At 69.2% G+C, this 19,489-nt stretch carries 19 protein-coding genes; 10 read left to right on the forward strand and 9 right to left on the reverse strand.

Features of this window, described 5'->3' with window-relative positions; genetic code table 11:
• Positions 1–473 precede the first annotated feature (473 nt).
• Positions 474–1,196: an Hpt domain-containing protein gene (locus tag ACVOK1_RS12190; RefSeq protein WP_481562235.1), complete on the reverse strand. Its 723-nt coding sequence runs from the start codon at positions 1,194–1,196 to the stop codon at positions 474–476.
• A 128-nt stretch (positions 1,197–1,324) separates the two neighbouring features.
• Between ACVOK1_RS12190 and rlmD the strand changes: the two genes are divergently transcribed.
• Positions 1,325–2,659 carry a 23S rRNA (uracil(1939)-C(5))-methyltransferase RlmD gene (gene rlmD / locus ACVOK1_RS12195; protein ID WP_481562217.1) on the forward strand — a complete coding sequence of 445 codons (1,335 nt, stop codon included), beginning with the start codon at positions 1,325–1,327 and terminating at the stop codon, positions 2,657–2,659.
• Between the two features lies 1 nt (position 2,660).
• Here the strand turns inward: rlmD and ACVOK1_RS12200 are convergent, their stop codons facing one another.
• Positions 2,661–3,254 carry a hypothetical protein gene (locus ACVOK1_RS12200; RefSeq protein ID WP_481562218.1) on the reverse strand — a complete coding sequence of 198 codons (594 nt, stop codon included), beginning with the start codon at positions 3,252–3,254 and terminating at the stop codon, positions 2,661–2,663.
• Between the two features lie 93 nt (positions 3,255–3,347).
• Here ACVOK1_RS12200 and ACVOK1_RS12205 point away from each other — a divergent pair, with 93 nt between their 5' ends.
• From ACVOK1_RS12205 to ACVOK1_RS12240, 8 genes are all read left to right on the forward strand, one after another.
• On the forward strand, positions 3,348–3,833 hold the full coding sequence (locus tag ACVOK1_RS12205; protein ID WP_481562219.1) for a CYTH domain-containing protein: 486 nt from the start codon (positions 3,348–3,350) through the stop codon (positions 3,831–3,833).
• A gap of 96 nt (positions 3,834–3,929) precedes the next feature.
• Complete coding sequence (locus ACVOK1_RS12210) at positions 3,930–4,622, forward strand: DsbA family oxidoreductase (RefSeq protein WP_108769585.1); 693 nt, start codon at positions 3,930–3,932, stop codon at positions 4,620–4,622.
• A gap of 128 nt (positions 4,623–4,750) precedes the next feature.
• Positions 4,751–5,758: a beta-N-acetylhexosaminidase gene (nagZ, locus tag ACVOK1_RS12215; RefSeq protein ID WP_108769584.1), complete on the forward strand. Its 1,008-nt coding sequence runs from the start codon at positions 4,751–4,753 to the stop codon at positions 5,756–5,758.
• Positions 5,758–6,312, forward strand: coding sequence for a hypoxanthine-guanine phosphoribosyltransferase (locus tag ACVOK1_RS12220; protein WP_079222740.1), 555 nt, complete (start codon positions 5,758–5,760; stop codon positions 6,310–6,312). Before nagZ ends, ACVOK1_RS12220 begins: the two co-directional genes overlap by 1 nt.
• Before the next feature lie 91 nt (positions 6,313–6,403).
• Positions 6,404–7,150, forward strand: a complete 747-nt coding sequence (locus ACVOK1_RS12225) for an S-methyl-5'-thioinosine phosphorylase (RefSeq protein WP_079222739.1) — start codon at positions 6,404–6,406, stop codon at positions 7,148–7,150.
• An 87-nt stretch (positions 7,151–7,237) separates the two neighbouring features.
• A complete protein-coding gene (locus tag ACVOK1_RS12230) occupies positions 7,238–7,444 on the forward strand; it encodes a cold-shock protein (protein ID WP_005410590.1) in 207 nt (68 codons plus the stop codon).
• Between the two features lie 203 nt (positions 7,445–7,647).
• Positions 7,648–8,916: an FAD-dependent oxidoreductase gene (locus tag ACVOK1_RS12235; protein WP_481562220.1), complete on the forward strand. Its 1,269-nt coding sequence runs from the start codon at positions 7,648–7,650 to the stop codon at positions 8,914–8,916.
• Positions 8,917–9,093: 177 nt separating this feature from the next.
• Entirely contained in the window at positions 9,094–9,363 is a 270-nt protein-coding gene (locus ACVOK1_RS12240) for a hypothetical protein (protein WP_108769582.1), read from the forward strand.
• A gap of 27 nt (positions 9,364–9,390) precedes the next feature.
• On the opposite strand, the gene pdeM is transcribed toward ACVOK1_RS12240, so the two are convergent.
• The 4 genes from pdeM to ACVOK1_RS12260 are packed head-to-tail and all read right to left on the reverse strand — an operon-like array spanning position 9,391 to position 15,080.
• Positions 9,391–10,032 (reverse strand): ligase-associated DNA damage response endonuclease PdeM, encoded by a 642-nt coding sequence (gene pdeM, locus ACVOK1_RS12245; protein ID WP_481562221.1) that lies wholly within the window; start codon positions 10,030–10,032, stop codon positions 9,391–9,393.
• Positions 10,022–12,481: a ligase-associated DNA damage response DEXH box helicase gene (locus ACVOK1_RS12250; RefSeq protein WP_481562222.1), complete on the reverse strand. Its 2,460-nt coding sequence runs from the start codon at positions 12,479–12,481 to the stop codon at positions 10,022–10,024. The genes pdeM and ACVOK1_RS12250 overlap by 11 nt, the downstream gene beginning before the upstream one ends.
• Complete coding sequence (locus tag ACVOK1_RS12255) at positions 12,478–14,085, reverse strand: ATP-dependent DNA ligase (RefSeq protein WP_481562223.1); 1,608 nt, start codon at positions 14,083–14,085, stop codon at positions 12,478–12,480. The genes ACVOK1_RS12250 and ACVOK1_RS12255 overlap by 4 nt, the downstream gene beginning before the upstream one ends.
• Entirely contained in the window at positions 14,082–15,080 is a 999-nt protein-coding gene (locus ACVOK1_RS12260) for a ligase-associated DNA damage response exonuclease (RefSeq protein WP_481562224.1), read from the reverse strand. The genes ACVOK1_RS12255 and ACVOK1_RS12260 overlap by 4 nt, the downstream gene beginning before the upstream one ends.
• A 113-nt stretch (positions 15,081–15,193) precedes the next feature.
• Between ACVOK1_RS12260 and ACVOK1_RS12265 the strand changes: the two genes are divergently transcribed.
• Complete coding sequence (locus tag ACVOK1_RS12265) at positions 15,194–16,834, forward strand: acyl-CoA dehydrogenase family protein (protein ID WP_108769577.1); 1,641 nt, start codon at positions 15,194–15,196, stop codon at positions 16,832–16,834.
• A gap of 320 nt (positions 16,835–17,154) precedes the next feature.
• Here ACVOK1_RS12265 and ACVOK1_RS12270 read toward each other — a convergent pair whose 3' ends face one another.
• From ACVOK1_RS12270 to ACVOK1_RS12280, 3 genes are all read right to left on the reverse strand, one after another.
• A complete protein-coding gene (locus ACVOK1_RS12270; protein ID WP_481562225.1) occupies positions 17,155–17,565 on the reverse strand; it encodes a hypothetical protein in 411 nt (136 codons plus the stop codon).
• A 148-nt stretch (positions 17,566–17,713) separates the two neighbouring features.
• Complete coding sequence (locus ACVOK1_RS12275; protein WP_481562226.1) at positions 17,714–18,055, reverse strand: hypothetical protein; 342 nt, start codon at positions 18,053–18,055, stop codon at positions 17,714–17,716.
• Between the two features lie 122 nt (positions 18,056–18,177).
• Entirely contained in the window at positions 18,178–19,353 is a 1,176-nt protein-coding gene (locus ACVOK1_RS12280; RefSeq protein ID WP_481562227.1) for a thiolase family protein, read from the reverse strand.
• Between the last annotated feature and the right edge of the window lie 136 nt (positions 19,354–19,489).

Genomic DNA, 19,489 nt, shown 5'->3' on the forward strand with positions numbered 1-19,489 from the left:
GTCCGGTGGCAGGGGACGCTGCAAGTACGTCCATGTAAGCTCGGTCGCCGCATCCATGCGGCTCACGCCCCAGCCACCGGACCCACCCCGCCATCGACAGTTACCAGCGATCTGTCGGAACGGCACTCTGCTCAGGTGGGTGTCGACCGTTGGTCGACATGGGGTCGGATCCCGTTGCTGCGCAACGGGCTCCGACCCCAGAAGAATTTCGATATCTGACAGATGTGCCGACCAATGGTCGGCACCCACCACCAGCAGGTTCCAACAGCCTCGTGAACCTGTCGAAGGCGGGGCACTATGGGTTTGCGGGGTGTGAGCCGCATGGATGCGGCGACCAAGCCCCCATGGGATGGGTTTAGGGCGTCCCCGCAAACCCACAGTGCCCCGCCATCCCACGGAATGCCGCTTCGGCTTTGGCCGTTGCTCTGGCTTGAAGCAGGTGCAGGGCTGCAAGCCCTGCCGAACCCCCCCCCTCAGTGCAGGAGCGCTGCCACCGCCGCCCGGAACCCGGCCTGCGCCGGCACCGACTCCGGCGCGTGATGCAGCTGCCGCACCGCACGCGCCAACCGCGCCGCCCCCACGAACCCGCAACTGGCCTGCAGCCGATGCAGCTGGTTGCGCAGGCTCGACGCGTCGCGCTGGTCCACCGCCTGTTCCACCGCATCGCGTACCCCCGGCAGCTCGGCCAGGAACAGCTCGCGCAGGGCGATCAGGTGGTTGCGCTGGCCGTTCAGGGCCGCCAGGGCTGCCGTCTCGTCCCAGTCCTCCACCACCAGCTCGATCGCCGCCGGCGGCGGGGTCGCTCCAGCGGGACTGTTGACCAGGGCGCGGCGTACCGCCTTCAGCAGCTGGTCGCGGCCCAGCGGCTTGACCAGGGTGTCGCTGAAGCCCGCTTCGCGCAGGCGCTCGTGGATGCTCACGTCGCCATCGGCGGTGTGGGCAAGGGCAGGGGTGTCCGGATGCGAGCGGCGTAGTTCATGCAGCAGCTGCGCGCCATTGCCGTCGGGCAGGTTGACGTCGATCAGCCACAGATCATGGGCGCCCGGCTCGGCGCGGGCCAATGCACTTGCAAGTGAGTCAGCGGTGTCCACATCCGCTGGTAACGTTTCCAACGCCGCCTTGAAAAAACCGCGGCTGATGATGTCGTCCTCGACAAGCAGGAAGCGGGGCCGGCTGGTCCGCGGGTTCATCTGCATCAGGGCTGCCTCCATGTCAGCTGTGTCCATCATCAAGCACGCGGGCGGCGGGCGCAAGCGGCCATCGGGCCCCCTCGGCCCGGATCTGCGACAATACGCACCCATTTTTGCCCGCAGCCTGTTGCCACGTGGCCCGATCCCGCTCCCGCATCGACCGTACTCCGTTCCAGACCGAGATCCTCGACCTCAGCCATGATGGTCGTGGCGTCGCCCGCCGTGAAGGCGAGGGCGGCAAGGTCACCTTCGTCAGTGGCGCCCTGCCGGGCGAAGTGGTGATGGCCGAACCGACCGCCCGCAACCGTCATTTCGACGAGGCCCGCACCGTTGAAGTGCTGCAGCCCTCGCCGCAGCGGGTGACGCCGAAGTGCCCGCATTTCGGCACCTGCGCCGGCTGCGTGCTGCAGCACCTGGACGAAGGCGAGCAGATCGTCGCCAAGCAGCGCGTGCTGATGGACAACCTGGAGCGCATCGGCCACGTGAAGCCGGGTGCCGTGCTGCCGCCGCTGGTCGGCGAGAGCTGGGGCTACCGCCGCAAGGGCCGCTTCTCGGTGCGCCGCGTCGAGAAGAAGGACAAGACCCTGGTCGGCTTCCGCGAGCAGGATCCGCGCTTCGTGGCCGACCTCAGCCAGTGCCTGACCGTGATCCCGGAAATCGGCACCAAGGTCGAAGCGCTGTCGACCTTCATCGAATCGCTCGATGGCAAACGCGACATCCCGCAGATCGAATTCATCGCCGGCGACCAGGCGGTGGTCTTGACCGTGCGCCACATGCAGCCGCTCAGCGATGCCGATCGTGCCGCCTGGGCCGCGTTCGGCCAGCAGCATGGGTTCGTGATCTACCTGCAGTCCGGCGGCGTGGACACCGTGCAGCCGCTGGACGGGCAGGGCGTGCCGCTGTCGTTCCGGCTGGAGCCGTGGGATGTCGAGCTGGCGTTCCGTCCGCTGGATTTCATCCAGGTCAACGCCAAGCTCAACGAGAAGATGATCGCCCACGCCCTGGACCTGCTGGAACCGGGTGAGGACGAGCGCGTGCTCGACCTGTTCTGCGGCCTGGGCAATTTCACCCTGCCGCTGGCCCGTCGCGTGCGCGAAGTGGTCGGCGTGGAAGGCGATGCCGGCCTGGTCGCGCGTGCCCGCGAGAACGCCGAGCGCAATGGCCTGGCCAATGCGCAGTTCTTCAGTGCCGACCTGACCCAGGACCAGCGCAGCACCCCGTGGATGCGCCAGGGCTTCGACAAGCTGCTGCTGGACCCGCCGCGTTCGGGCGCCATCGAAGTGCTGCAGCAGCTGCCGCTGAAGCAGTTCAAGCGCATCGTCTATGTCAGCTGCCACCCGGGCTCGCTGGCCCGCGATGCAGGCTACCTGGTCAACGAGCAGGGCTTCACCCTGGTCAGCGCCGGTGCCATGGACATGTTCCCGCACACCGCGCACGTGGAAAGCATCGCGGTGTTCGAGAAGCGCTGAGTCAGTTCACCGGCAGCGGGTCCAGACGCCACTGGTCGCCGATCCGCTGCAGGCCGACGGTCAGCTGGCCGTCGTGGCCGCTGTCGAAGGCCAGCAGCAGGGCGCACCGCAGTTGTCCGTTGGCCTGGTCCAGCTCGCAGCCGTCCAGGCCGGTCAGGCGCATGCCATCGAAGTCCGCACGCATGGCTGCACGTTCGGAAGCGTCGCTGCCTTCGGCGATGAGCTCCTCGATGCGGGCCTGCAGCTGCGGGACGAGTTCCGCCAGCGGCGGCTGCGGTGCCTGCAGCCGCGTCGACTGCAGGCGCCAGCCATTGCCCTGCGGCGCCAACCGCATCATCCGATGGCCCTGCTTGATGCCACGTTCGTAGCCGACGCTGCAGTCGACCGCGCCATCGTCTGCCGGCACGCACCAGGGCAGGGCATTCAAGCGTGGCGCGAACATTGCGGCGGCGACCTGCGTGCCCATGCTTCTGCCCTGCAGGCCGGACTCGATTTCCGAGGCCAATGCCGCCTGTACCTGTTGCAGGTCGGGGACAGACGCTGCCGGGGCGAGCGCGGGCGTACAGCAGCAGAACAGGAACAGCAGACGACGCATCGACCGGCATCCATGCAGGAGGGGGCGTCATTGTAGGTTTGCCGCATCGCCTGCGGTACCGGCATGGTCACAGCGATCCCGCATAATAGCCGCATGGGCATTGAAATCGAACGCAAATTCCTCGTCACCCACGACGGCTGGCGTGCCGCCGCGCACCGGGTGACCCCAATGGCGCAGGGCTACATCAACGACATGGGCTCGCTTGATCGCGGCACCCAGAATGCCTCGGTGCGGGTGCGCATCGAAGGCGACCACGCCGCACTCAACCTGAAATCGCGCACCATCGGCCACACCCGCCTGGAGTTCGATTACCCGATTCCGGTGGAAGACGCGCGCGAACTGCTCGCCCTCTGCGTCGGCGGGCTGATCGACAAGCGCCGGCACCTGGTCGAGCACGCCGGCCTGACCTGGGAAGTGGACGAGTTCCTCGGCGACAACGCCGGGCTGGTGGTGGCCGAAGTCGAGCTGGACAGCGCCGACCAGGCCATCGACCTGCCGGACTGGGCCGGTGCCGAAGTGACCGACGACACCCGTTACTACAACGTCGCCCTGGCCAGCCACCCGTATTCACAGTGGTGAACTGAAAAGGGGGCGCGCAAAGGGGACGGAGGGGATTAATTCAATTAATCCCCTCCGTCCCCTTTTTTCGCTGGCGGCGGTCCCCATGTGGTCTGGATGAAGATCGATATCTACTCCGACGTGGTCTGCCCCTGGTGCTGGATCGGCAAGCATCGATTCGAGCAGGGTGTGCAGTTGCTGGGCGCCGATGCGCCTGAACTCGACATCCAGTGGCAGCCGTTCCAGCTGGATCCGGATGCCGGCGACACCCCGGTGCCGCTGCGCCAGGCCTATGCGGCCAAATTCGGCGGCGCCGAGCGTACCGAGCAGATCCTCGGCCAGACCCAGACCACCGCGCGCGCCGAAGGCCTGCCGATGGACTTCAGCCAGGGCCAGGTGCGGGTAACCACGCTGCCGGCGCACCGCGTGCTGTGGCTGGCCGGCGAACACGGCGTGCAGGACGCGGTGGGCGAGGCCCTGTTCCGCGCCCACTTCGAACATGGCCAGAACCTGGCCGACACCGAGGTGCTGGTGAAGGCCGGCGTGGCCGGCGGCCTGGACGGCGCCGAGATCGCGCAGCTGCTGGCCTCCGACCGTGGCCTGGCCGAGGTCGAGGCCAAGCTGGCCCAGGCCCACGCACTGGGCATTTCCTCGGTGCCGACCTTTGTCATCGACGGCCGCTGGGCCATCTCCGGCGCGCAGCCGCCGGAAGCCTTCGCCAACGCCCTGCGCCAGATCGCCGCCGAGCAGGGCGCCCCCGCCGCCGCTGCCGGTGACGAGGCCTGCGGCCCGGACGGCTGCGCCGTCTGAGCGGGCTGGGGTCGGATCCCCAAAGGGGCTCTGACCCGCGTCCCCTTTGCCCCGAACACTGCGCCTGCCGGCCGGTTCTGCGACAATGCGGCACTGCGCCATGCGGGCGCCCGTAGTGGAGATCGACCATGCTGCTGATCGGCGTTGCCGGCACTGAACTGACCGCCCAGGAACGCGACTGGCTGCAGCACGATGCCGTGGCCGGGGTGGTGCTGTTCAAGCGCAACTTCGCCTCGCGCCAGCAGGTGACCGATCTGAGCGCGGCCATCCGCGCCGCCGCCCCGCGCCCGCAGCTGATCTGCGTGGACCAGGAAGGCGGTCGCGTGCAGCGCTTCCGCGAGGGCTACAGCGATCTGCCGCCGCTGCAGGACATCGGCGCGCTGTACGCCAGCGACCCGCAGCAGGCGCTGGCCATGGCCGAGCAGCACGCCTGGCTGATGGCCAGCGAAGTGCGCGCCAGCGGCCTGGACCTCAGCTTCGCCCCGGTGGTCGACCTCGGCCGCGGCAACCGCGCCATCGGCAACCGTGCCTTCAGCGAAGACCCGCAGGTGGTGGCCGCGTTCACCGCGGCCTACGTGCGTGGCATGCACGCCACCGGCATGGCCGCCACCCTCAAGCATTTCCCCGGCCACGGCACCGTGCTGGAAGACACTCACGTCGACACCGCCATCGACCCGCGCGGGCTGGATGAGCTGCGCGCGCAGGACCTGGTCCCGTTCAGTGCCGGCATCGCCGCCGGTGCGGATGCGGTGATGATGGCGCACGTGATCTACCCGCAGGTGGCGGCGGAACCGGCCGGCTATTCGCCGCGCTGGATCCAGGACATCCTGCGCGGCGAGCTCGGCTTCCGTGGCGTGGTGTTCTCCGATGACATCGGCATGGCCGCCTCGCACAGCGCCGGCGGCGTACCGGCCCGCGTGCACGCGCACCTGGATGCCGGCTGCGACGTCGTGCTGGTCTGCCACCCCGAACTGGTCGATGAAGCCCTGCACGCCGTGCAGGGACGCTCCCTCAATACCGCTGCGCTGCTGGGCCTGCTTGGCCGCGGCGCGCTTGGCTGGGATGGCCTGCTGGCCGATGCCCGCCATGGCGACACCCAATCCCGTTTGCTCCACACCCTTGGAAGAACCGTCTGATGCCGAACCTCACCATTTCCCAGGCCCTGGCCCAGGCCGACCTGCTGGTCGACCGTCCCACCATCGACAAGGCCATCGCCAGCATCGCCGACGCGATCGCACGCGACTACGAGGGCGAGGTCCCGCTGTTCCTGTCCATCATGCACGGTGCGCTGCCGTTCGCCGGCCAGCTGGCGCTGGAGCTGGGCGCGCGCGGCCAGGACGTTCAGTTCGATTACCTGCACGCCACCCGTTACCGCGGTGAAACCACCGGCGGCGACCTGGTGTGGAAGCACAAGCCGGCCACCGCGCTGTTCGGCCGCCGCGTGCTGCTGGTCGACGACATCCTCGACGAGGGCTACACCCTGCAGGGCGTGCGCACCTGGTGCCTGGAACAGGGCGCCACCGACGTGCGCATCGCGGCGATGACCGTGAAGAAGCACGACCGCGGCCTGCCGGACGTCACCGCTGACTACGCCGGCATCGAACTGCCTGACCGTTATGTCTTCGGCTTCGGCATGGACGTCAACGAAACCCTGCGCTGCGTGCCGGCCATCTACGCGATGAAGGAATAAAGGCGGGCCGTTCGCGGCCTGTCCTTGTCCTGTCCTGTCCCGCGCCGGCATCTTCGGGTGCCGGCGTTTGTCTTTTCCTGGAGTGCATTGCATGCAACAGATCGCCCTGGCCGTGATTGGCGGCACCGGTGTCTACAACCTGGCCAAGCTCGACGACGTGCAGACGCACGAGGTCGAAACCCGATTCGGCCGTCCGTCCGGCCCGGTGCGCGTGGGCACGCTGCTCGGCAACCGCGTGGCCTTCCTGGCGCGCCATGGCGAGGGCCATTCGCTGCCGCCGCACAAGATCAACTACCGCGCCAACCTGGCTGCGCTGCAGCAGATCGGCGCGCAGCGGGTGCTGGCGCTGAACACGGTGGGCGGCATCGGTGACGATTTCGGTCCGCGCGTGCTGGCCTGCCCGGACCAGATCATCGATTACACCTGGGGCCGGATCAGCACGATCTGCGAGGAAGAGGGCACCGACGTGGTGCACGTGGACTTCGGCCACCCCTACACGCCGATGCTGCGCAGCAAAATCCTGGCTGCGGCAAAGGTGACCGGCGTGAAGGTGCACGATGGCGGCTGCTATGGCGCCACCCAGGGTCCGCGCCTGGAAACCATCGCCGAAATCGCCCGCATGCGCCGTGACGGCTGCGACCTGGTGGGCATGACCGGCATGCCGGAAGCCGCGCTGGCACGGGAGCTGGGGCTGGATTACGCCTGCCTGGCGATCGTGGCGAACTGGGCCGCAGGCTGCGGTGACGGAGAGGAGATCACCATGGCCGAAGTGCTGGCCAACGTGCAGGCCGCCAGCAACGGACTTCCGGAACTGGTCGGCGAATTGGCGCGGGGGTGATTGTCATCCTCGGGCAAGCTTTGCATACTCAGCCGGTACGCGGGTTCAGCGTACACCACCCATTCATTGCAAAGGTCTCGCATTAACATGCCGAACGGTACCGTCAAGTGGTTCAACGACGCCAAGGGATTTGGCTTCATCTCGCCGGAGGATGGCAGCGCCGACGTGTTCGCGCACTTCTCCGCCATCAACTCCAAGGGCTTCCGCAGCCTGCAGGAAGGCCAGCGTGTCACTTATGACGTGACCCAGGGCCCGAAGGGTGCCCAGGCTTCGAACATCACGCCGGCCGAGTGATCCACTCGACAGTGCGTTGAAAACCCCGCTACGGCGGGGTTTTTTTTTGCGCACGGCATCGGCTGGCAGGCATCGCGTGTGGCTGACGGAACGGCGTGTCCCGGAGCGCCCGCCGTTCCGTCAGCCAGTAGAGCCACGCCATGCGTGGATGCCCTTCGCGGCGGCCCCCTCCATTCGCAATCCGCGTCGGGCACAATGCAGGCATGACGGAACGACTGCGCATCGCCGTGATCGGCTACGGCACCGCCGGCCAGGCATTGGCCATCCTGCTCACCCGCGATGGCCACGAGGTGGAGATCTTCGAACGGGTACCGACGCCGGGGCCGGTAGGCGCCGGCTTCCTGCTGCAGCCCAGCGGCCTGCAGGTGTTGTGGCAGATGGGCCTGCTGGACGAGGTGCGCGCGCATGCGGCACCGGTGCACCGGTTGTATGGCGATACGCCGTGCGAGCGCGCGGTGATGGACATGGGCTATGCCGGGCTGCATGCACGCCTGCATGGGCTGGGCATGCAGCGCGGGGCGCTGTTCTCGCTGCTCGACCAGGCCCGTGACGGCGCCGGCCAGCTGCATGTCGGCACCACCATCGTTTCGGTGGATGCCGAACTGGGCCGCCTGCGCGACAGCGAGGGGCGCCAGCACGGGCCGTTCGACCTGGTGGTGGCTGCCGATGGTGCGGCGTCCACGCTGCGCGGCGGCGTCGAGCAGGGCATCGCGCTGGACCGGGTCTACCCGTGGGGCGCGCTGTGGTGCCTGCTGCCGGCCGAAGACTGGCCGCACATGAGCGAGCTGCGCCAGCGCTACGTGGCCGCGCGCAGGATGATCGGGCTGCTGCCGGTCGGCACGCGGCCGGGCGACGGCACGCCGCGCCTGAGTTTCTTCTGGAGCCTGCCGCGCGCGGATTTCGAGCGCTGGCAGGCCGATGGCATGGCGCCGTGGCTGGAAGAGCTGCACGCGTTGTGGCCACAGGCCAGTGCACGTTTCGCGCACCTGCAGGACGCCGGCCAGCTGGCCCGTGCGGTCTACCGCGATGCGGTGATGAAGCGCTGGCACCAGGGCCGCCTGGTGCTGGCCGGCGATGCCGCGCATGCGATGAGCCCGCAGCTGGGGCAGGGCGTCAACATGGCCCTGCTGGACGCGCTGGCCCTGCGCGATGCACTGCGCACGCACGGTGGCGGCGAGGCGGCGCTGCTGGCCTACCAGGCTCAGCGCCGCGCACACGTGGCGGTCTACCAGCGCTGGAGCCGCTGGCTGACCCCGTTGTTCCAGTCCGACCGCGACGTGTGGGCCAAGGCGCGCGATGTGCTGCTCGGCCCGATGGGACGCATGCCCGGCGGGCGTGGCCACATGCTGCGCGTGCTCAGTGGCACCCAGCACGGCTGGTTCGGTGCGATGGCGCTGGATCCGGCTTTCATCGACGCGCTTGCACAGGCCCCGGCAGGCCTGCCGATCAGCCCGATTCCGCTGCGTGCCTGAACCGCGTCGTCACGGCAATTAACGAACACATCACCCCGGATATGCGAGAAGAGGGGAGCACGCCATTGGCGCGTCGCCCGTTTTCCTTTCCGTGATCAGACATCGCGCGTGGCCGGGCGGCACTGCCGTCGCGGCCTGTTGCGGCCCGGATGCGCCGCAGTATTCGAGGAGGATGCCATGTTGTTCGCGGTCGATGAGCTGGAATCGGAAATCTGCAAGCTGAGGGGTCTGCTGCAGATGCTGCACGAGGACCAGCCCGACGTCCTGGAAGATGTGTTCGAGTTCCATGTGGGCAGCCTGATCAGCCATTCGGCACCGGCGCACCACGCGCGCATCCGTACCTGCGCGCGGGAAATGCTGGTCGCCATCCAGGCCCTGCCACGCCACAGCGATGACAACAAAGCTGATTTCCGGATGATGCCGGAACTGCTCGCGCGCCCGGCCTGAACCCGGCGCAGGTCCGTCCGCCCGTCGTCATCGCACGGGCAGCGCGACCAGTTGGTTGTCCACGCAGGCGATCCATTGTTCGCCGCTTTGCCGCGGTGGCACCACACCGGCGGTGAATGCCGAGAACGCGGGCAGCACCGTCTGTGCCTGCCGCAGCCAGAATGCAGGAAAGCGCCGCCGCAAAGCCGGCAGGGCGACCTGTGGATGCACGTGGCCAGCGATCACATGGGCATCGTCAGCCTGTCGCGGCTCGTGGCAGAGCAGGAACGTTCCCAGCCGCAGGTCGTCGTGGATCTGTACCTGCAGCGCTGCATGCGGCAGCTGCCGGTCATGGTTGCCGCGCACCACGTGTACGTCCAGTGCGGCATGTTGCTCGCGCCAGCCCAGCCATTGCCGATGCCAGGCCGCGCGATGCGCGGGCCCGTGCAGGATGTCGCCGAGGATCCACAGTTCGCGACACTCCTGCTGCTGCACCAGCGCCTGCAGGCGTTGCAGGTCGCCGTCAGTACCGCCGCTGGGCAGGGCGATGCCGGCGCGACGGAACACATCGGCCTTGCCCAGGTGCAGGTCGGCGATCAGCAGCGCCTGGCGTGCCGGCCACCACAATGCACGCGCGCCGAGCAGGCACATCGGCTCGCCGCCCAGCTGCACCGGCAATTCAGTGGCCATGGCGGCGCTCCAGCTGCTGTGCCGCGCGCTGTACGCGGGTGCGCCAGTCTTCATTGCTGAACTGCCCGCGCAGGCGCTCGGCCCACAGCGGGAAACCCAGCGGTGTCAGCGTCGGCGGCTGCTGCAGTGACACCACCTGCGTGCCGATACGCTGCAGCGCATGCTGCAGGCCGGGCAGGTCGAGTGCATCGGTGAGGACTTCCTGTTCGGCCTGCGCCAGCAGCAGGTGGCCCGGGTCGTGTTCGCGCAGCACGTCGTACAGCAGGCCCGCCGAGGCCTGCAGCTGGCGCAGCGAGCGCGGCATGCCGCCGGGCAGGCTCGGCACCAGCAGGCCGGCGACGCGGGCGATGCCACGGAACTGCCGGCGTGCCAGCTCGCCAAGGTTCACTGCAGCGCGCAGATCGTCGAGCAGGTCGGTCGGATCGAACAGCGCCTGCCACGCCGCTGCATCGCGTTCGATCGGCTCTGCCGGCGCCAGCACCAGGCCGTGATCATTCACCGCATAGCCGATGCTGTTGCGCTGCAGGCGCGTGAGGCGCAGCGACAGCAGTGCCGCCAGCGCCTCGTGCACGTGGCGGCCCGCAAAGGGATAGACGAACAGGAACTGCCCTTCGCGACGGCGCACGTCTTCCACCAGCAGCCGCGAAGGCGCGGGTCGTTCCGACAGGTCATCCTGCAGGCCAAGCAGTGGCGCCAGCCAGCGCGCCTCGGCGCTGTTGTCGGCACCGGACAGCACCGCTTCCAGCTCGCGCCCCAGGGCCAGCGACAACGGCAGCTGGCCGCCTTGCCAACGTGGCACCACGCCGCTGCCGCTGCCACGTGCCAGCCGCACGTAGGCGGTCATGTCGCGCAGCTGCACCAGCTCCAGCAGGCGGCCGGCGAACTGGAAGCGATCGCCGCGGCGCAGGCGGCTGGCGAACTGTTCCTCCACCGCGCCGAGACCACCGCCGCGCAGGAACTGCACGCGCACGCTGCCATCGCTGCTGATGGTGCCGATCGACAGCCGGTGGCGCAGTGCCTGGCGGCGATCATGCATGCGGTAGCGGCCATCCTCGTCCAGCACGACCTTGTGGTACTCGGGGTACTGCGCCAAAGCGCGGCCACCCTGCACGATGAACGCGAGCACGTCCTGCCACTGCGTGTCCTGCAGCTCGGCGAACGCATGCGTGCGTCGTACCTGCGCAAGCAGCGCATCTGCGTTGAAGCCACCGGCCAGCGCACGGCTGACCGCATGCTGGGCCAGCACGTCCAGTGACAGCGTGGGCGGCGTGCGCGGTTCGGTGATGCCTTCGCGCAGGGCGCGCCGCACGGCGGCGTACTCGGCCAGCTCCAGGGCATGGGTGGGCACGCACAGCACGCTGCCGCTTGCCCCGGGCCGATGTCGCGCGCGCCCCGCACGCTGGCGCAGGCGCGCCACGCCCTTCGGGCTGCCCAGCTGCAGCACCTGGTCCACTTCGGGGAAGTCCACGCCGAGGTCGAGGCTGGAGGTGGCCACCACGCAGCGCAGCGTGCCCGCGCGCAGGCCGTCTTCCACCTGCTGGCGCAGGCCCGCGTCGAGCGAGCCGTGGTGCAGGGCCAGCGTCTGCGCGTCTTCCGGCCAGACCGCGGCCAGCGCCTGGTGCCACAGCTCGGCCTGCGCGCGCGTGTTGGTGAACAGCAGGCTGCTGCGCGCGGACATCAGCGCATCGAGCACGCGCGACAACTGGCCCAGACCGAGATGCCCGGCCCACGGGAAGCGCTCGCCGCTGGCGGGCAGCAGGCTGCTGATCGCCACCGGTCGCTGTCGTGCGCCTTCCACCTGCACGGTGTCGGCCATGCCGGGCAGCAGCACGTCGCGCGCCTGCGGCAGGTTGCCCAGCGTGGCCGACAGGCCCCACAGCTGCAGCGCCGGTGCGGTATCGCGCAGCAGCGCGAGGTTCAGCTGCAGCAGCACGCCGCGCTTGTTGCCCATCAGTTCGTGCCACTCGTCCACCACCACGCAGCGCAGCTGGCGCATGCGCTCCAGCGTGTCGGGGTAGCTGAGCAGCAGGGCCAACGACTCGGGCGTGGTCACCAGCACATCGATGCGGCCTTCGCGGGCGAGGCGGCGGTCACGGCTGCTGGCGTCGCCACTGCGCAGGCCGACCTTCCAGCCCAGACCCAGGCCCTCGATCGGCGCCTGCAGGGCGCGTGCAGTGTCGCTGGCCAGCGCCCGCAGCGGCGTCACCCACAGCACCTGCAGCGGGCGCACCGCATTGGCCCGCGGCGGCGCCGGCAGCGGATCGATCATCGCCTGCAGCAGCGGTCCGCCGAACATGGCCAGCGTCTTGCCGCTGCCGGTCGGGGTGTGCAGCAGGCCAGAGCTGCCCGCCAGGTAATGGCGCCACATCGCGCGCTGGAACGGCAGGGGTTTCCAGCCACGGCTGCCGAACCAGGCCTGCAGCCGCTGCAGCGCATCGCTGCGCTTCATCGCGCCAGCGCCTGCAGGGTCGCCAGCTGGTCGGCTTCGCTGGCCGGCTTGTCCTGGCGCCAGCGCAGGATGCGCGGGAAGCGCACGGCGATGCCGGATTTGTGCCGCGCGCTGCGGTTGACCGCTTCGAAGCCGAGCTCGAACACCTGTTCGCCGCGCACGCTGCGCACCGGCCCGAAGCGTTCGCGGGTATTGGCGCGGATCCAGCGGTCCAGCGCCAGGATCTCTTTGTCGTCCAGCCCGGAATAGGCCTTGGCCACCGGTACCAGGGTGTCGCCGTCCCAGACGCCGAAGGTGTAATCGGTATACAGCGTGCTGCGCCTGCCGTGGCCGGCCTGCGCATACAGCAGCACCGCGTCGATGGTCAGCGGGTCGACCTTCCACTTCCACCAGTCGCCGCGGCGGCGCCCGGCCTGGTAGATCGAATCACGGCGCTTGAGCATCAGTCCTTCGACACCGCGCTCGCGCGATGCTTCGCGCAGGTCCGCGGCGTGCGCCCAATCGTCCGCGTGCACATCGGGCGACAGCTGGATGCGCGCATCACCGAGCGCGCCGACCAGCTCGGCCAGTTGTGCGCGCCGCTGCTGCAGCGGCAGTTCGCGCAGGTCCTGGCCATCGCGTTCCAGCAGGTCGTAGGCGAGCACGCGCACCGGCGTGTTGCGCAACGTTGCCGCACCGGGCTTGCGGCGCTGGATGCGCGTCTGCAGCGCGGTGAACGCGCGTGGCGCGTCGTCGGCCTCATCCCAGGCCAGCAGTTCGCCATCGATCACGCAGCCATCGGGCAGCGTCGCCGCGGCCTGTTCGATCTCGGGGAAACGGCCATCCAGCCGCTCCTCGCCACGCGACCAAAGCGCCACTTCGCCCTGGCGGCGCAGCAGCTGCAGTCGGATGCCATCCCACTTCCATTCCAGCAGCCAGTCCTCGATGGCACCCAGGCGTTCCTGTGGTTCGCCTTCCAGCGGCGAGGCGAGGAAGAACGGGTAGGGCTGCTGGCGGTCCAGCGGCAGTTCCTCCGGTGACAGCAGTTGTGCCAGCAGGCCCGGCGTGGGCACCCACTCACCGAGCATGCGCTGGGCGATGCGGGCGATGTCCAGACCGGACCATTCGGCCAGCGCCTGCTGCACCAGCCGCTGCGAAACGCCGACGCGCAGCGCGCCGGTCAGCAGTTTGTTGAACACCAGGCGTTCGCTGGCCGGCAGCTGCCGCCAGCCGGCGAGCACGGCGGCACGGCGCACCTCCTCGGGCTGGTTGGCCACGACCAGCAGGTGCTGTTCGATCCAGTCGGCCAGTGCGCGGTCGGGGGCGGGCTGCGCCGGATCATCCAGCAGCAGGGTCAGTGTTTCGGCGAGGTCGCCGACCTGCGCGTAGCTGTCTTCGACCAGCCACGCTGGCAGCCCCGACTCTTCGCTCACCCAGGCGCGCAGCTCGCCGCTGGCAGCGATCTTGCGGCGTGCGCCGCCGACCTTGCCGCCACTGAGCAGGAACAGCGCCCAGGCCGCGTCGTGCGCGCCGGCGTGGGCGAAGTAGTCGACCAGGGCCGCACGCTTGTCCAGCGTGGCCGTGCTGCGGTCCAGCCGCTGGTAGAGCGCGGCGAACGCCTTCATTCCTCGCTCCCGAAATCGGTGCGGAAGGCCTCCGCGGCCACCCCGCGTTCGCGCAGGAACGGGATCAGCGCATCGGTATTGCCATGGGTAGCGATCACCCGCGATGCGCCGGTCTGCTCGATGGTCTGCAGCAGAGCGGGCCAGTCGGCATGGTCGGACACCACGAAGCCGCGATCGACGTTGCGCCGGCGGCGGTTGCCGCGCAGCTGCATCCAGCCCGAGGCGAAACCGAGCTGATGGCGGCCGAAACGGCGCAGCCAAGGCGTGCCGGCGGCCGAGGGCGGGGCGATGATCAGCTTGCCGGCCGCCTCCGGCTGGCGGCCCTGTTCGGCCACGGTCAGCGTTTCCAGCATCGGGATGCCCGCCTCGCGGTACACCGCAACGCCGTTGGCCACCGCACCGTGCAGCCACGCAGGCGTGTCATCCAGCGGCAGCAGTTCGCCGAGCACGCGTTGCGCCTTGCCCAGCGAGTAGCAGAGCAGCACCGCCGCTTCACCGCGCTGCGCGCATTCCCTGCGCCACGCCACGATCTCGGCGGCCACCGCGGCGGTATCGGGCCAGCGGTAGATCGGCAGGGCGAAGGTTGCTTCGGTGATGAAGGTATCGCAGGGCACCACTTCGAACGGCGCGCAGGTGGGATCGGGCTGGCGCTTGTAGTCGCCCGAGGCGACCCAGACCTGGCGGCCATCGTCGATGCGCACCTGCGAGGACCCCAGCACGTGGCCGGCCGGATGCAGCGACACCTGCACCTGGCCCAGGGTGAACGGCTGGCCTTCGGCATGGACCTGCAGCGGTACGTCGCCCAGCCGCCAGCGCAGGATCGGCGCGCTGCCGGGGCTGCAGTGGTATTCGCCCATGCCGGGCCGGGCGTGGTCGCCGTGGCCGTGGGTGATGACCGCGCGCGGCACCGGCCGCCACGGGTCGATGTGGAAATCGCCCGCGGCGCAGTAGAGCCCTTCGGGGCGAAGTACCACCAGATCGTTATTGACTGCCATGCCTGCACTGTCGCGCGGTGCTCGTGCACGGGGCGAGAACCGGCCTGAACGCGGGGTTGCCGGACGATGCTGCACAATCGGCGCGCAGCCTTCTCGCCCGCAGGATGGAACCGATGAACGGACCGAGCTTCAGCAGCAGCGCGCCCTTTGAAACCCACGTGGTGCTGAACCAGCCGCCGCCGTTTGCGGGCCGCCAGCTGTGGACCGACGACGTGGCGCTGATGGAAGCGGTGCAGCGCGAGGGCGCGGCCGCTTTCGCGCCGCGGCTGGGGATATATGGCGGGCTGGCCGGCAACCAGCTTTACCAGCTGGGCTTCGATGCCAACCGCGACCGGCCACGGCTGCGCACGCACGATGCGCAGGGCCACCGCATCGATACCGTGGACTTCCACCCGGCGTACCACCAGTTGATGCACGCGGCCAAGCAGCATGGCGTGTCCGGGCTGTCGTGGCATGAGCCACAGCCCGGCGTGCACGTCGCGCGGGCGGCATTGAGCTACCTGCACCACCAGGCGGAAGCCGGCACCAGCTGCCCGCTGACCATGACCCATGCCGCGGTGGCAGTGCTGCAGGCGCAGCCCCACCTGGCCGAGTGGGCGCGCAAGGCGGCCTCACCCGTGTACGACGCACGCGACGTGCCGGTGGCCGACAAGGCCGGCATCACCCTGGGCATGGGCATGACCGAAAAGCAGGGCGGTTCGGACGTGCGCGCCAACAGCACGCGGGCTGAGCCCATCGATGGCGAACGCTATCGCCTGGTCGGGCACAAGTGGTTCTTCTCGGCGCCGATGTCCGATGGCTTCCTTGTGCTGGCGCAGGCGCCGGGTGGGCTGACCTGCCTGCTGATGCCGCGGCGGCTGGCCGATGGCGATCGCAATGCCTTCCACCTGATGCGCCTGAAGGACAAGCTGGGCGACTGGTCCAACGCGTCCAGCGAAGTGGAGTTCTGCGGCGCGCAGGCGTGGCGCGTGGGCGAGGAGGGCAGGGGCGTGGCCACCATCATCGGCATGGTGATGATGACGCGCCTGGACTGCATGCTTGGCGCGGCCGCGGAAATGCGCATGGCCCTGGCGCAGGCGCTGCACCACGCGCGCCACCGCCGCACATTCGGCAAGCCGCTGGTGGAACACGCGCTGATGGCGAACGTGCTGGCAGACCTGGCGCTGGAATCGGAAGCGGCGACGGTGCTGGCCATGCGCATCGCGCGCGCGGTCGACTGCGCCGGCAGCGACCCGCAGGAGGCCGCGCTGGCGCGGCTGGGCACGGCGCTGGGCAAGTACTGGGTGTGCAAGCGCGCGGCCGCGTTCGTCAACGAGGCGCAGGAATGCCTGGGCGGTGCCGGCTACGTGGAGGAGTCGATGCTGCCGCGGCTGTACCGGCAGGCGCCGTTGAATTCGATCTGGGAAGGCAGCGGCAACGTGCAGTGCCTGGACGTGCTGCGCGCGCTGGGGCGTGAGCCGGAGGTGCTGCTGGCGCTGCGTGCGGAGCTGGAAGCGGTCGCCGATCGCGACACCGGTTATGCGGCGGCACTGCAGCGCTGGGCGTCGGCGCCGGCGCCGGATGAATCGCAGGCGCGGTTGTTCTGCGAGCGCACGGTGCTGCTGCTGCAGGCGGCGCTGCTGTTGCGGGCGCGCAGCCCGATGGCCGGGGTGTTCGTGCGCAGCCGGCTGCAGGGTGAGCATGGGTTGGTGTTCGGGACGCTGCCGGCGGGGGTGGATGTGGGGGCAATGATGGCGCGGGCGCTGCCGCAGTAGGCGGCCAACGGCGGAACCCCTCGTGGTGGTCGTGCGGCATCTGGATCGCTTGGGGCCGCGCGGGTGGGTTGCGCAGGGGACGCCGTGAATACGTCCTTGTAGGCTCGAGCGCGCCATCCATGGCGCTTACGCCCCTGCGCAACCCACCCGCGCGGCCCCGGACGGTTTCCGGGCGCGTCCACCACGGAATCAACGGAAGAGCAGAAGCAGAAAAGCCGCGGCAATGCCGCGGCTTTTCCTGTATGCGGTAGCGCCGGGCCATGCCCGGCGAGCGTTAATGCCCGGTAGCGCCGGGCCATGCCGGCGAGCGCAGCGGTGGGTCAGTGCTTGGCTTCTTCCTTGGCGGCGTTGGCCTTGGCGTCGGCGGCGACGTCGCGGGCCTTGTCGGCGACCTTCTGCGCGGCGGTCGCGGTGGCGTCGCTGGCGTGGGCGGCGGCATCGGTGGCGGCGGCCTTGGCCTGGTCGGCGGCGTTGGCGGTCGCGTCGGCGGCATTGTCCAGCGCCTGCTGGGTGTCGGCGGCGGCGTGCTCGGACGCTTCGGCAGTCTTGTCGGCGGCTTCGCGGGTGGCGGCGGCGGCCTTGTCCACGGCTTCGCGGGCGGCGGCGCCAGCGCTGTCGGCGGCCTGTGCAGCGTCCTGCCTGGCCTGTTCGGCCTCCGGGCCCTTGCAGGCGGCCAGGGCCAGCAGCAGGGAGGCGGCCAGCAGGGGGGGGGTCAGCGGACGGATCTTCATGGCGGTCTCCAGTGCTGCAATGGATGGGGACGCCAGCCTATTCATGCCGTCGTGAAGGCCCGGTGGTGGTGCGGCGGCACCCTTCAGGCAAAGAAAAAGCCGCTGGCGAACCAGCGGCTTTTTCAGAACAGCGTGAAGAAAGAAGTTATTACTTCTTGGCTTCTTCAGCAGCGTCCTTGGCCTGCTCGGCGGTGCCTTCGGCAGCCTTGGCAGCGTCCTTGGCCTGCTCAGCAGCAGCGTCGGTAGCAGCAGCGCCGGTCTGGGCAGCAGCGTCAGCCGAAGCGTCGGCAGCGGTGGCGGCGGTGTCAGCGGCCTGCTGGGCAGCGTCGGCGGTCTGGGCGCCAGCAGCGGCGGCCTGGTCGGCAGCAGCCTGGGCTTCGGTGGCGGCTTCGTTGGCCGAAGCAGCGGCGTCCTGGGCAGCTTCCTGCTTCGAGCAGGCGGCCAGGGCCAGGGCCAGGGACATAGCGACCAGCAGCTTGTTGATGCTCATTGTGTGAATCCTCGTCGTTGAATTAGGCAACGCGCAACTGCGCGCCGACAACATGATGACAAGCCACGTTTGGCTGTCAAGCGATCCCGCATTCATTTTTGCGAAATCAGCGTTAATCCCTTTTAGATCAATTCGATGGCGATGGCCGTTGCTTCGCCACCACCGATGCACAGCGTGGCAATGCCGCGCTTGCCGCCGTGCGTGCGCAAGGCGTTGACCAGGGTTACCACCAGACGCGCACCGGACGCACCGATCGGATGGCCCAGCGCGCAGGCACCGCCATTCACGTTGATCTTCGCATGCGGGATGCCCAGTTCACGCATCGGCGCCATGGCGACGACGGCGAAGGCTTCGTTGATCTCGAACAGGTCCACCTGGTCCAGGGTCCAGCCGGTCTTCTGCAGCAGGCTGTGGATCGCGCCGATCGGGGCGGTGGTGAACCACTCCGGTTCCTGCGAATGGGTGGCGTGGCCGACGATGCGCGCCAGCGGGGTGATGCCGCGCGCGGTGGCGTCTTCCTCGGTCAGCAGGACCACGGCGGCGGCGCCGTCGGAAATGCTGGACGAGCTGGCGGCGGTGACGCTGCCGTCCTTCTTGAATGCGGGGCGCAGGGTCGGGATCTTGGCGATGTCCGAACGGCCCGGCTGCTCGTCGGTGGCGAACTCGACCTCACCCTTGCGGGTGGCGACCTTCACCGCGACGATCTCGTCGGCGAATGCGCCATTGGCCTGGGCGGCCTGGGCACGGCGCACCGATTCGATGGCGTAGGCGTCCTGCTCCTCGCGGGTGAACTGGTACTTGTCCACCGCGCATTCGGCGAACTCGCCCATGGCCTTGCCGTCGTAGGCGTTGACCAGGCCGTCGTGGGCCATGTGGTCCACCGCCTGGAAGTTGCCGAAGCGGTTGCCGGTGCGCGAATTGGGCAGCATGTGCGGGGCGTTGGACATCGATTCCATGCCGCCGGCGACCACGACCTTGGCCGAACCGGCCTTGATCAGGTCATGGCCGAGCATGATGGTCTTCATGCCCGAGCCGCACACCTTGTTCAGCGTGGTGGCACCGGCCGACAGCGGGATGCCCGCGGCGATGGCGGCCTGGCGGGCCGGCGCCTGGCCGAGGTTGGCCGGCAGCACGCAGCCCATCAGGACCTCGGAGACGTCGCTGGCCGGAACCCCGGACTGTTCAAGGGCAGCGGCGATGGCGGCCGCGCCGAGGGTCGGGGTGGGCACGCCGTTGAACTGGCCGAGGAAGGAGCCGATGGCGGTGCGCTTGGCGGCGGCGATGACGATGTTGGACATGGCAATCTCGTTGATGCGTAAGCAATGTTCGGAAAGGAGACGGCGGCTGTTGGATGCAGCGCTGTTTCCCGGCAGACTGCGTGGGGGTCGGCCCAAGTATAGAGGGTCGGCGATGGCTGCCGCCGGGCAGCCCTTG

Source organism: Stenotrophomonas sp. STEN087, assembly GCF_056759115.1.

What these genes read in the sequence shown, in the direction of transcription:
- ACVOK1_RS12270 (WP_481562225.1), bottom strand. Translation starts at nt 17,565, where the DNA reads ATGAAGATCCGTCCGCTGACCCCCCCCCTGCTGGCCGCCTCCCTGCTG.
- ACVOK1_RS12240 (WP_108769582.1), top strand. Translation starts at nt 9,094, where the DNA reads ATGTTGTTCGCGGTCGATGAGCTGGAATCGGAAATCTGCAAGCTGAGG.
- ACVOK1_RS12190 (WP_481562235.1), bottom strand. Translation starts at nt 1,196, where the DNA reads ATGCAGATGAACCCGCGGACCAGCCGGCCCCGCTTCCTGCTTGTCGAG.
- pdeM (WP_481562221.1), bottom strand. Translation starts at nt 10,032, where the DNA reads ATGGCCACTGAATTGCCGGTGCAGCTGGGCGGCGAGCCGATGTGCCTG.
- ACVOK1_RS12235 (WP_481562220.1), top strand. Translation starts at nt 7,648, where the DNA reads ATGACGGAACGACTGCGCATCGCCGTGATCGGCTACGGCACCGCCGGC.
- ACVOK1_RS12210 (WP_108769585.1), top strand. Translation starts at nt 3,930, where the DNA reads ATGAAGATCGATATCTACTCCGACGTGGTCTGCCCCTGGTGCTGGATC.
- ACVOK1_RS12260 (WP_481562224.1), bottom strand. Translation starts at nt 15,080, where the DNA reads ATGGCAGTCAATAACGATCTGGTGGTACTTCGCCCCGAAGGGCTCTAC.
- ACVOK1_RS12205 (WP_481562219.1), top strand. Translation starts at nt 3,348, where the DNA reads ATGGGCATTGAAATCGAACGCAAATTCCTCGTCACCCACGACGGCTGG.
- ACVOK1_RS12225 (WP_079222739.1), top strand. Translation starts at nt 6,404, where the DNA reads ATGCAACAGATCGCCCTGGCCGTGATTGGCGGCACCGGTGTCTACAAC.
- nagZ (WP_108769584.1), top strand. Translation starts at nt 4,751, where the DNA reads ATGCTGCTGATCGGCGTTGCCGGCACTGAACTGACCGCCCAGGAACGC.
- ACVOK1_RS12275 (WP_481562226.1), bottom strand. Translation starts at nt 18,055, where the DNA reads ATGAGCATCAACAAGCTGCTGGTCGCTATGTCCCTGGCCCTGGCCCTG.
- ACVOK1_RS12200 (WP_481562218.1), bottom strand. Translation starts at nt 3,254, where the DNA reads ATGCGTCGTCTGCTGTTCCTGTTCTGCTGCTGTACGCCCGCGCTCGCC.
- ACVOK1_RS12230 (WP_005410590.1), top strand. Translation starts at nt 7,238, where the DNA reads ATGCCGAACGGTACCGTCAAGTGGTTCAACGACGCCAAGGGATTTGGC.
- ACVOK1_RS12255 (WP_481562223.1), bottom strand. Translation starts at nt 14,085, where the DNA reads ATGAAGGCGTTCGCCGCGCTCTACCAGCGGCTGGACCGCAGCACGGCC.
- ACVOK1_RS12250 (WP_481562222.1), bottom strand. Translation starts at nt 12,481, where the DNA reads ATGAAGCGCAGCGATGCGCTGCAGCGGCTGCAGGCCTGGTTCGGCAGC.
- ACVOK1_RS12220 (WP_079222740.1), top strand. Translation starts at nt 5,758, where the DNA reads ATGCCGAACCTCACCATTTCCCAGGCCCTGGCCCAGGCCGACCTGCTG.
- ACVOK1_RS12265 (WP_108769577.1), top strand. Translation starts at nt 15,194, where the DNA reads ATGAACGGACCGAGCTTCAGCAGCAGCGCGCCCTTTGAAACCCACGTG.
- ACVOK1_RS12280 (WP_481562227.1), bottom strand. Translation starts at nt 19,353, where the DNA reads ATGTCCAACATCGTCATCGCCGCCGCCAAGCGCACCGCCATCGGCTCC.